We start from the raw sequence: 11317 nt of genomic DNA, 5'->3' as shown, positions 1-11317 counted from the left end.
ATCTCCTCCAAATCAATTACCACACCCAAATAACCCACAGGCAGATATACCAAATGCAGCCCGCCACCTCGAACAGGACCGGCAGCAATAACCAACGTCGGTTATTGCTTGGAACCAACGTCGGAACCAATATCGGAAAGCGTAAGGAAAGGAAAAGGAAGGGAATGTAAGGAAAAGAAAGAGAGAGAGAGCGCGCGCGAGCCCCTGCCCTCGCTCCGCAGGTCCGGGATCGTGACTCCCGGGGGGCCACAACTTTCCGAACTTCGCATTGTTTCGGAGCGGCGGCCGGGGTAATTTCATCGCATCAGATCGATGGCATTTTTGTTCGCGGTGTTGCTCGTGGTGTGGGGCTTGGCCCCGGAGTCCGGAGGTGGGGCAGGGGTGGGATTCACCGGCATGGCCGCTCGGGGCGAAGGCGTTTCCGCGTCCACCGGGGAGCTGGATTTCCCGGAGATCGCGGCGTCACCGGACACCCCGGCAGGTGGGTTCCCGGCAGCCTGCGGGATTGCCAACAGGCCGGGAAATGCCGCAAATCACCTCGGGAATCGCCGCCTTCATCCCGCTCCGCCAGCGGTTTGTCCCGGGATTGGCGGGCCCTGCGGATTAACTTGAACAAGCCGCCCCGCGTTCATCGCTACTTGGCGTCCCGTCCAGACCACCTTACCCATGACCCCGATGTCTTCCTGCCGTTCCGCCCTGCTGGTGCTCGCGCTTGCGACCTGCCAGACGCTGCCAGTTTTCGCCCAAGATGCCGCCGCCACCGCACCGGCAGCCGCCCCGTCCGCCGAGGTCTCCGACGCGATCAAGAAGGTCTATCCCGCCCTCGTCCGCATCTACGTGGTGATGGAGGAAGGGGCCGACGGCTCGATGAAAAAGATGCAAGGCAGCGGCAGCGGCGCGATCATCTCGCCCGAGGGCCACGTGCTGACGAATCACCACGTGGCGGGCCGCGGCACGCGCTTCGTGTGCACGCTGTCGAATCACGATGAGGTGGACGCCACGCTGGTGGGCACGGACGCGCTGTCCGACCTGGCAGTGCTGAAGCTGGACCTGGATACCCGCCGCTTCAAGGACCAGCCGCTGGCCGTGGCGGGCTTCGGCGACTCGGACACGCTGAAGACCGGCGACCTCGTCTTCGCGATGGGCAGCCCGGGTGGCCTGTCGCAATCGGTGACACGCGGCATCGTCGCGAATACCGAGATGATCGTCCCGCGCCACCAGATCGGCCTGACGCTCGATGGCGAGAAGGTCGGCGAACTGGTCCGCTGGATCGGCCACGACGCGATCATCTTCCCCGGCAACAGCGGCGGACCGCTGGTCAATCCGGCCGGCGAGATCATCGGCGTGAACGAAGTGGGCATCGCCAGCCTGGGCGGCGCGATCCCTTCAAACCTGGCGAAGAAGGTGGCCGCGGAACTCATCGACAAGGGCCACGTGACGCGAAGCTGGATCGGCCTGGAGGCCCAGCCACTGCTGCGCAGCATGGCGGACGAGAAGGGCGCGCTGGTCGCTTCCGTGTGGAAGGGCAGCCCGGCGGAGAAGGCCGGCATCAAGCCCGGTGACTTCATCACCGCCTACCAGGGCACCGCGCTGCCGGACTGCCACGCGGCGGAGGATCTGCCGGTCTTCAATGCAATGATCCTGAACACCACCCCGGGCACGGAGGTGACGCTGGCAGGCATCCGCGACGGCCAGCCGCACACGTGGAAGCTGACCACGGTGCTGCGCGAGCCCACCCTGGACAAGGAAGCGGAGATCCGCGAGTGGGGCCTGACGACCCGCAACTTCACCCAAGTGTCCGCGCTCGAGAAATCCCGCGACAGCAAGGACGGCGTGCTGGTGGACACCACCCGCGGCGGCGGCCCGGCCTCCGAGGCGAAGCCCGCGCTGCGCAGCGGCGACGTGATCGTGAAGGTGGGCGGCCAGGAGGTGAAGAACCGCGCCGAGCTGATCGCCTTCACCGCGGACTTCGTGAAGGGCCTCACCGAGCCGAAGCCGGTGCTCGTGGAATTCGAGCGCGACCGCCAGAAGTACGCCACCGTCGTGAAGGTGGGCCCGCCGAAGGAGCCGGTGAAGCCGCGCCTGGCGGAGAAGGCCTGGATGGGCCTGTCCACGCAGGTGCTCACGGATGACCTCGCGAGCGCGCTGGGCATTGCAGGCAAGAAGGGCGTCCGCGTGACCTCGCTCGCCCCGGATTCCCCAGCAAAGCGCGCCGGCCTGCTGGAGGGCGACCTGCTGCTGAAGCTGGATGGCAAGATCATCAATGCCCGCCGCCAGGAGGACTCGGAGGTCTTCCCGGAGCTCATCCTGGCCTACCCGGTGGACGCCACGCTGGAGCTGGCCGGCATCCGCGACGGCAAGCCGCAGACGTGGAATGTCTCCCTGGCCCCGCGCCCGACGGATGACAGCGAGCTGCGCGAGTACAAGGACGAGCTCTTCGAATTCACCGCCCGCCAGCTCTCCACCGCCCAGCGCGACAAGCTGAAGACGGACCTGGGCGAGGAGCCTGCCGGCATCTCCGTGATGAAGGTGGAGCCCAGCGGCTGGGCCGCCCTCGGCGGACTCGCCCCGGACGACGTGATCCTCACCATCGACGGCAAGCCGATGAACGAGATCGAGGAGCTGAAGGGCAAGCTGGTCTCGCTGCGCGACACGAAGCCACGCAGCGTCGTCTTCGGCATCCGCCGCGGCCCGCGCACCTGGTTCCTCGAAATCGAGCCCCGCTGGTGATCCCCACGACCCCGCCTTCAAGATCTCAAATCTGAAAATCTCAGATCTAAAATTTCATATCTGAAATCTCATATCCGAAATTTCACCTCTGCTCTGAAATCCACGATCTGACATCTATCATCTCATATCTACCGTCTCCCATCCCACATCCATCATCTCCGACCATGTTCCGCTCCATCGCTCTCGCCCTCGCGGCGACCACCACCCTCGTCTCCGCCTCCACCGCGGAACTCCGTGACACCGCCAGGAAGCTCTCCGCCGATCACAAGGATGCCATCGTCTGGCTCTCCGTGCTGGCAAAGGTGAGCATGTCCGCCGATGGCGACGTGCCCGCCCAGCTCAAGGCCGCGCTCGCCGCGCAGGAAAAGGAAGAGAAGAGCGAGACGACCGGCACCATCATCGACTCCAGCGGCCTCATCGTCACCGCCCTCGGCGGCCTCGACAAGTCGTCCATGGTCGATGGCCAGACGGTCCCTACCCCCGCCGGCCCGATCAAGCTGAAGTCGAACTCCGAGATCAAGGAAGTGAAGGTCATCATGGCCGATGGCTCCGAGATCCCGGCGGATCTGGTGCTGAAGGATTCCGACCTCGGCCTGGCATTCATCAAGGTCCGCATGGACAGCGAGGAAGCGAAGGGCGTGGAGCTCCAGTCCATCGACCTGGCGGATTCGGCGAAGGGCGAGGTGCTCGACGAGTGCATCGCGCTGGGCCGCCTGGACGAGTCGCTGAACCGCGAGTCCAGCCTGCTGACCACGGAGATCTCCGGCATCACCACCCGCCCGCGCACCTTCTACCGCGTGGCCACGGACAGCGTGGGCTGCCCGGTCTATCTGGCGAATGGCAAGCTGCTCGGCGTGTCCGTGCTGCGCAGCCCGAAGGGCGCTGCCGCACGCGGTGGCCAGATCCAGATCTCGCCCATTATCCTGCCCGCCGCGGACATCGCCAAGGTGGCCGCGCAGGCGAAGGAAGCGAAGGCCGTGGAGCCTGCTGCCACCGAGGAGAAGGCCGCTGAGGACAAGCCCGCCGAAGACAAGGCTGGCGAGTAAGCCTGAGCAGACTCCGGGCGTGCGGCCATCTGGTCGCGGTGCCCGGGCTTTGGCAGGCTACTGGCAAGATGCCGGAGCCACGATTTGAAGAAGCCGCCCGTGGGAAACCGCGGGCGGTTTTTTTGTTCGTTCGCGATCAAGGGCGGTTTTTCAGCGGCGGTTTCAGGGCCAACGGCCCGGCCATCCCTCAGCCCGGGCCAACGGCCCGGGAAAAAGCGTCCGTGAAGCGTGGCGGCCTGAAGGGACGCGATACGTTACCGGCCCGCCCCATATCGCGCCCCTTCAGGCCGCCGTCCCGCGTCGCCCCCCTACCCCGGCCGATGGCCGGGGCTGAGGGATGGCCGGGCCTTTGGCCCTGTGGAGCGGAGGCATGCGGCCACCAGGTCGCGGCGCCCGGGCTTGGGCAGGCTTCCGGCAGGATGCCGGAGCCACGATTTGAAGGAGCCGCCCGTGGGAAACCGCGGGCGGCTTTTTCGTGATTGGACGGCTTTCCCGCCGCGCTCTACCCCAATCTCACACCTCGATCTTCCATGGCCCGCGCATGGGCTGGTCGATGAGCTTGTTCGCCTCGGCGTCGTCGAATTTCAGCGTCTTGGGGTCGAACTTGAGGTTCTTGTTCAAGCGGTGGGCCGTGACGCCCATGTTCACGATCGTGCAGGACCAGAAGCCATTCCGCTCGTTGAGCGCGAATTTCTTCCGCGTGCGGATGCTCTCGTGGAAATCGGTGATCTGCGGCTCGGGATCGGGCAGCGAGGCGAGCTTCTTTTCCAGGTCCGGGATGTCGGTCTGGAAGCCCTTGGTGATCTTCCCCTTCGGCCCCTGGATGTAGGCGGCGTCCTTCAGGCTGTTGTCGCCATCGAGCACGATCTTGCAGCCGTCGGCGTAGGTGAATTCGATGCGACGCCACGTGCCGATGGCATCGGGGTCCTGCGGGTCGGCATCGATCTCCACGGAGACGGGCGCGGTGTCGTCCTTCCCCAGGATGTACTGGGCGGGGTCCAGGTAATGCTGGCCCATGTCGCCGAGGCCGCCGCCATCGTAGTCCCAGTAGCCGCGGAATTTCGCGTGCACGCGGTTCGGATTGTACGGCTTCTTCGGTGCGGGGCCGAGCCAGAGATCGTAGTCCAGCGAGGCGGGCACGGGCTCTTCCTTCAGGCCCTTCTGGCCGGTCCAGATGCCCAGCTTCCAGTCAAAGCCGGTGTGGGCGCCCACGGTGATGGTGAGCGGCCAGCCGAGCACGTCGTGCATGGCGGCCTTCTTGATCTGCTTCACCGGCACGCCCATGCCGTAGAAATTGTCCTGGAAGCGGAACCAGGTATTGAGGCGGAAGACGCGCTCGTACTTCTCCACCGCCTTCACCATGGCGATGCCCTCGCCGATGGTGCGGCTCATGGGCTTCTCGCACCACACGTCCTTGCCGGACTTCGCCGCGGCGATGGACATGAGCGCGTGCCAATGCGGCGGGGTGGCGACGTGGATGACGTCGATGTCCTTCCGCTCCAGCACCTCGCGGAAGTCACGGTAGCCCTTCACTCCCTTTTCCTCGCCGCCGGCCTGCTTCATCCGCTGGGCGAGGTGGCTCTCGTCCACGTCGCACAGCGCGAGAAGCTTGCCCGGCATGGGCAGGTGGGAGGCGGAAATCCCGCCGCAGCCGATGATCGCCTTTGTGATCTCCCCGGACGGCGGTGTCTGGCCATTGAGGCCGAGCACGCGGCTCGGGACGATCTGGATGGTCGCCAGTGCGGCGAGCGATTTGAGGGTCTGGCGGCGGGATAGATTCATGGGAGTGGATCAGTGTTTCGCATCACCGCCGTCCGCAGACTTGTCCCAGAAGCCGAGGAAGAAGATGATGGCGATGACAGCGGCCATGCCGGCGGGGAAGATCCAGTAGTTCTTCCAGTCGGTCAGGACCTTGGTGACGAGGGCGGTGTCGATGCCGGCGGGGTAGGCCTTGCCGAACATGCCGGCGAGGCTTTCCAAGAAGCCCGGGGTGGCGGAGCCGGAGAGATCCTTGATCTGGCCGATCAGCTCGCCGTGCTCGGCAGGCGCGGCGCCGTAGGCACCGAGGGTATTCGGCAGCTTGGCATCGGTGAAGGGGAAGGTCTGGCCGAAGGCCATGCGGAAGCCGAAGAACATGCCAAGGCCCTGCGTCAGGAAGACGAGCAGGGACTGGGCCTGGCCGCGGATCTCGGCCGGAGCCTTCTTGTCCGTGTAGATGAAGCCGGTGACGAAGAAGAAGTCGTAGCAGATGCCGTGAAGGGCCACGCCGAGGAGGAGCATCCAGGCGACCTGGTCAGGCGCACCGAAGGCAAAGAGGGCATAGCGGGCCACCCAGGAGAGCATGCCGATGAGCAGCATCATCTTCACCCCGAGCTTGCGGAAGAAGAAGGGGATGAGGAGCATGAAGAAGATCTCGGACATCTGGCCGAGGGTCATGGTCGCGGCGGCTTGCTTGAAGCCGGCGGCACCGAGGTAGGCGGAGGTCTGGCCGTAGTAGTAGGCGAGCGGGATGCAGATCAGCATCGAGCACATCGCGAAGACCAGGAAGGGCGGGTTCTTCAGCAGCTTGAAGGCATCCACCATGAGCAGCGAGCCGAGGTCGAGCGGCTTGCCCTTTGCAGGCGGCGGGGTATTCGGCAGCGTGAAGCTGTAGAGGCCGAGCGCGAGGCTGGAGGCGGCACCGAGCCAGAAGATATTCAGCGAGGCGGACCAGCCGACAGCGCCCACGCCGAGACCGGCGACGATCCAGCCGATGGTGCCCCAGACGCGCGCCTTCGGGAAATCCTCCTGCTTCAGGTGCGTGAAGGTGATCGTATTCCCCAGGCCAAGGGTCGGCATGTAGCAGAGCATGTAGCCGATCATCAGCCAGACCATCATGTCGCCCTTTGCCGCGCCTTGCGGGGAGATCAAGGCCACGGCCCCGACGAGGAGGCTGCCGATGATCATGAGGACGCCCATGACCCGCTCCGAGGAGAACAGGCGGTCGGCCACGAGGCCGAGGAAGAGCGGGGCGAAGATCGCGCCGAGGGGCGCACTCTCATACGCACGGCCGATGAAATCTCCGAGACCATTTCCACCCATCGCCAGCGCGAGGGTGGCAAACCAAGACCCCCACGCGAAGAACTGGAGGAACATCATCACTGACAAACGAGGCAGCGCGGAAGGCGAAGCAGCTTTTTCCATAACTGGACTGAGATTCGGCAACCCCCCCTCGCGGCGGCAAGCAGGATCAACGATTCCTATTCGGCGTAATTTGTCCCGTTCTCTCATGAAAAACGACCTTTCCTGAAATTTTCTGCTGATCTCGTGAAAGCCCGGCTTGCCTTGGGGTCGTATTTGCGGCCCGTTTGTCATTGCAACTGCCATGAGTCCGACATCTCTGCCCCTTTCCCGTCGTCGCGTCCTTGCCGGGTCTGCCGCCACCGCGGCGCTCGCCAGCTTCCCGAATCTCCTGCTCGCGCAGGATGCCGCCAGCACTGCCAAGCTGAAGGTCGGCCTCATCGGCTGCGGCGGACGTGGCACCGGCTCCGCCGAGCAGGCGCTGTCCGCGGACCCGAATGTGGTGCTGTGGGCCGTAGGTGATGCCTTCGCGGAGGCCATCCCGGGCAGCCTGAATGGCCTGAAGAAATTCGGCGGCAAGGTGGACGTGCCCACCGAGCGCCAGTTCGTGGGCCTGGATGCGTATCAAAAGGTCATCGACAGCGGCGTGGACGTCGTCCTGCTCGCGGCTCCTCCGGGATTCCGCCCGCAGCACCTGCGCGCGGCGATCGAGGCGGGCAAGCACGTCTTCGCCGAGAAGCCGATGGCCGTGGACGCGACCGGCGTGCGCTCCGTGATGGAGTCCGCGAAGCTGGCGAAGGAGAAGGGCGTGGCCATCCAGCACGGCTACTGCTGGCGCTTCGCCCCGGGCGTGCGCGAGCTCTACGGCAAGATCACCTCCGGCGAGCTGGGCAAGGTCCACTCCGTCTACGGCACCTACATGGGCGTCGCGCCGAAGCCGCTGCAGCCGGGCATGAAGAAGCCGGACGGCATGGCCGACGTGGAGTGGCAGATGCGCTGGTGGACGAATTTCGAGTGGATCAGCGGCGGCCCGCTGCTGGAGCAGGCCATCCACACCGTGGACAAGATCGCCTGGGCCATGGGTGATGTCGCGCCGATCGCCGCCGTGGCAAATGGCGGCCGCGCCACCCGCACCGACGCGGGCAATGTGTACGACCACTACAACATCGTCTTCGAATACCCCGGCGGCGTGATGTGCCACGTGGGCGAGCGCCAGTTCCCCGGCTGCCACACCGAGGTGATCGACCGCATCTACTGTGAAAAGGGCATCGCCGTGGCGCCGGACACCCCGATGGTCCTCGGACCGGACGGCAAGAAGCGCACGTGGATGTATCGCGCCCAGCCCGGCGTGGAGCAAAACATGTATCAGGTCTGCCACAACGAATTCTTCGCCGCGCTCCGCAAGGGCGAGATCATCAATACCGGCGAGTACATGGCGAACAGCACCATGCTCGGCATCCTGGGCCGCGAGGCCGCCCACACCGGCCAGCGCATCACCTGGGACGAGATGTGGAAGTCCACGCAGGACCAGGCACCGGACACGCTGGCCATGGCGGACAGCTTCGAGATCGCGCCGGTGCCGGTGCCCGGGAAGCACAAGCTCGCCTGATACCCGCCCCGCCCGACCTTTCCCACATCAGGCGCGTGCCGGACATCCGTTCCGGTCCGCGCCTGATTCATCCCCGCCCGCTCCTTTCCCGACCCATCCCGAGATGAAACGCCTCGCCCTCCTGCCCCTGCTCGCCGTGCCTCTCCATGCAAAGGAGCCCGAAGTACCAAGCCCGCAGTACTTGCCCGTGACCGAGCAGATCCACGCGCTGGTGACGAAGAAGGAGGGAGCACCCGCCACCGCCGCGGACATGAAGGCCTACACGGAAAAGGTGCCGCTGGCGAATGACGGCACCTTCGACATGGTCGCGGTGCCGGGCGGTGAATTCACCATCGGCTCGCCCGCGGGCGAGGCTGGCCGGAAGGACAATGAAGGCCCGCAGGTGAAGGTGGCGCTGGAGCCCTTCTGGATCGGCAAGTTCGAGATGACCTGGGACATCTACCGCGCCTTCATGGAAAACGGGAAGGCGCGCAACAAGGACGGCACGCTGAACCGCGACTCCGACCTGAAGACCTCCGAAGCGCCGGAGATCAAGGAAGGCGAGACGCTCGTGGACGTGGTCAGCCAGCCGACGCCGCCCTACGTGCCGATGCACTTCAGCATGGGCGACGGCTACGGCGCGGGATGGCCGGCCATCGCGATGACGCATCACGCCGCCAGCAAGTTCTGCGAATGGCTGACCGCCCAGACCGGCCACTACTACCGCCTGCCGACCGAGGCGGAGTGGGAGTATGCCTGCCGCGCCGGCACCACCACCGCATACTCCTTTGGCGATGATCCCGCCCAGCTCGGCGACTACGCGTGGTCCATGGACAATGCGGAGTACACCTACCAGAAGGTGGGCCAGAAGAAGCCGAATCCCTGGGGCATCCACGACATGCACGGGAATGTCTCCGAGTGGTGCCTGGATGCCTACCTGCCCGACGCCTATGCGAAGTGGAAGCCCGGCGACAAGGGCCCATGGCACCCGGCGGTGAACCGCTACCCGCACGTCACGCGCGGCGGCCACTACTACGACGGCGGCCCGGAGACCCTGCGCTCCGCCGCGCGCGTCCCGTCCGATCCCTCGTGGAAGGCGATCGACCCGCAGAACCCGAAGTCCATCTGGTACCTCACGAGCTGCCAGTACATCGGCCTCCGCGTGGTGCGCCCGATGAAGGTGCCGGAGGTGAAGGAGATGCACCGCATGTGGAATACCGGCCCGGGACCCACGGAGTGATTTTCTGACTTGGAATTCCGGGGCGGTCGCCACCACCTTCCGCGCCGTGGACCACGCCGCCACCGCCCTAGCCCCGCTCGACGGCCTGACGCCTGCCGAGGTCGCGGGCTCGCTCGCGCACTTGCCGGGCCTGGTCTTCTTCGACACCTCGGGGAACCTGCCTTCGAGCTACGGCGCGCCCGTCTCCATCATCGCCGCGCGCCCGCGCGAGCTGCTGGAGGGATCCATCAATAATGCGGCGGACCGGGCGAGGCTGCGGGCCGCGCTCGCGAGGGGTGCTGCCTTGCCAGCGCCGGACCGTGGATTCCCGCTCGGCGGGCTGTGCGGATGGATCGGCTACGGCGGCGATTTCGTCTTCGGCGACTTCCCGGGAATGCTCGTCCACGACCACCGCAGCGGACGTTGGCACGAGGCAGGCACGCTTTCCGCGGAGCGCCGCACCGCGCCGATGCCGCGCCCGCGGATCGGCAGCTTTCGCCCGCTGATGGCGCGGGACACCTTCCTCGCGGCCGTGCGACGCATCCACGAGTGGATCGTGGCGGGTGACATCTATCAGGTGAATCTCACGCAGGCCTTCGTCGCGGAGGTGCGCGGCGAGCACCTCTACGGCCTTTACGAGACGCTGCGCGAGTGCTCCCCCGCCCCGCTGGCCGCCTACCTCTCGCTCGGGGGTAAGGAGATCCTTTCCTCCTCGCCGGAGACCTTCCTGCGGCTCTCCGGCCGGGGCATCGAGACGCGCCCGATCAAGGGCACGCGCCCGCGCTTCGCCGATCCCGACGAGGACCGGCGCTCCGCCTACGAGCTCCAGACCAGCCCGAAGGAAATCGCCGAGCTGGTGATGATCACCGACCTGCTGCGGAACGACCTCGGCCAGGTCTGCGAATACGGCAGCGTGCAGGTCGCGGAAATGCTCCAGCTCGAGACGCTCGCGCAGGTGCATCACCTGGTCTCCACCGTCACCGGCACCCTGCGTGGCGATACGGACCACGTGGACGCCATCGCCGCGTGCTTCCCCGGCGGCAGCATCACCGGCGCGCCGAAGAAGCGAGCCATGGAAATCATCGCGGAGCTGGAGGAGGAGCCGCGCGGCATCTACTGCGGCGGCATCGGGTATCTCGGCTACCACGGCGAGAGCCAGTTCAATATCGCCATCCGCACCCTCATCCGCGACGGCGAAACGCTGAGCTACCACGTCGGTGCCGGCATCGTGGCCGACTCCGAGCCGGAGACGGAATACGAGGAAACGCTGCACAAGGCCGCAGGCATACGGCTGGCGGTGGAGAGGTATTGATAGCATCGCCAGCGCCCCATCTCCTGGCTCGCACCTCTCCGACCGCGTAGCGGTCAAGGATGGTAGCCGGGGGCTTCAGCCCCCGGAATGACAAGACGCCGCAACGTGTTGCGTAGTGACACCGGAACCATCACGTGCGATCCCGTACCACCGAAGGGGACTTCAAAGGTCGGGTTCCATTGTCACTACGCGACAACTCGCACCGCCTCGAAAACCTCCGTGGGTTGAAACCCACGGCTACCGTCCTTGACCGCTACGCCGTCCCAGATCCTGGCTGTCATGCGGCCGGAGATCCTTGACCGCCACGCCGGGGCACCACTACCAATTAAACGTCGAAAGCACCGAATCAAAGGACCCTGCCG

At 65.8% G+C, this 11317-nt stretch carries 7 protein-coding genes; 5 read left to right on the top strand and 2 right to left on the bottom strand.

Features of this window, described 5'->3' with window-relative positions; translation table 11 throughout:
- Positions 1-666 precede the first annotated feature (666 nt).
- Positions 667-2730: a PDZ domain-containing protein gene (locus tag OKA04_RS10415; protein ID WP_264501095.1), complete on the top strand. Its 2064-nt coding sequence runs from the start codon at positions 667-669 to the stop codon at positions 2728-2730.
- Positions 2731-2894: 164 nt separating this feature from the next.
- Positions 2895-3776 carry a S1 family peptidase gene (locus tag OKA04_RS10410; RefSeq protein WP_264501094.1) on the top strand — a complete coding sequence of 294 codons (882 nt, stop codon included), beginning with the start codon at positions 2895-2897 and terminating at the stop codon, positions 3774-3776.
- Positions 3777-4289: 513 nt separating this feature from the next.
- On the opposite strand, the gene OKA04_RS10405 is transcribed toward OKA04_RS10410, so the two are convergent.
- Both OKA04_RS10405 and OKA04_RS10400 read right to left on the bottom strand, forming a co-directional pair.
- Positions 4290-5558, bottom strand: a complete 1269-nt coding sequence (locus tag OKA04_RS10405) for a Gfo/Idh/MocA family oxidoreductase (protein ID WP_264501093.1) — start codon at positions 5556-5558, stop codon at positions 4290-4292.
- Positions 5559-5567: 9 nt separating this feature from the next.
- Complete coding sequence (locus tag OKA04_RS10400) at positions 5568-6959, bottom strand: nucleoside permease (protein ID WP_264501092.1); 1392 nt, start codon at positions 6957-6959, stop codon at positions 5568-5570.
- Between the two features lie 181 nt (positions 6960-7140).
- On the opposite strand from OKA04_RS10400, the gene OKA04_RS10395 reads away from it, so the two are divergent.
- The 3 genes from OKA04_RS10395 (at position 7141) to pabB (ending at position 10955) form a co-directional block, all read left to right on the top strand.
- Complete coding sequence (locus OKA04_RS10395) at positions 7141-8445, top strand: Gfo/Idh/MocA family protein (protein ID WP_264501091.1); 1305 nt, start codon at positions 7141-7143, stop codon at positions 8443-8445.
- Positions 8446-8548: 103 nt separating this feature from the next.
- Positions 8549-9664: a formylglycine-generating enzyme family protein gene (locus OKA04_RS10390; protein ID WP_264501090.1), complete on the top strand. Its 1116-nt coding sequence runs from the start codon at positions 8549-8551 to the stop codon at positions 9662-9664.
- 46 nt (positions 9665-9710) lie between these two features.
- On the top strand, positions 9711-10955 hold the full coding sequence (gene pabB / locus OKA04_RS10385; protein ID WP_264501089.1) for an aminodeoxychorismate synthase component I: 1245 nt from the start codon (positions 9711-9713) through the stop codon (positions 10953-10955).
- The last annotated feature ends 362 nt before the right edge of the window (positions 10956-11317 follow it).

This window comes from Luteolibacter flavescens, from assembly GCF_025950085.1.
Classification (GTDB): domain Bacteria; phylum Verrucomicrobiota; class Verrucomicrobiia; order Verrucomicrobiales; family Akkermansiaceae; genus Haloferula; species Haloferula flavescens.
This window is presented reverse-complemented; position numbering and strand designations above follow the sequence as displayed.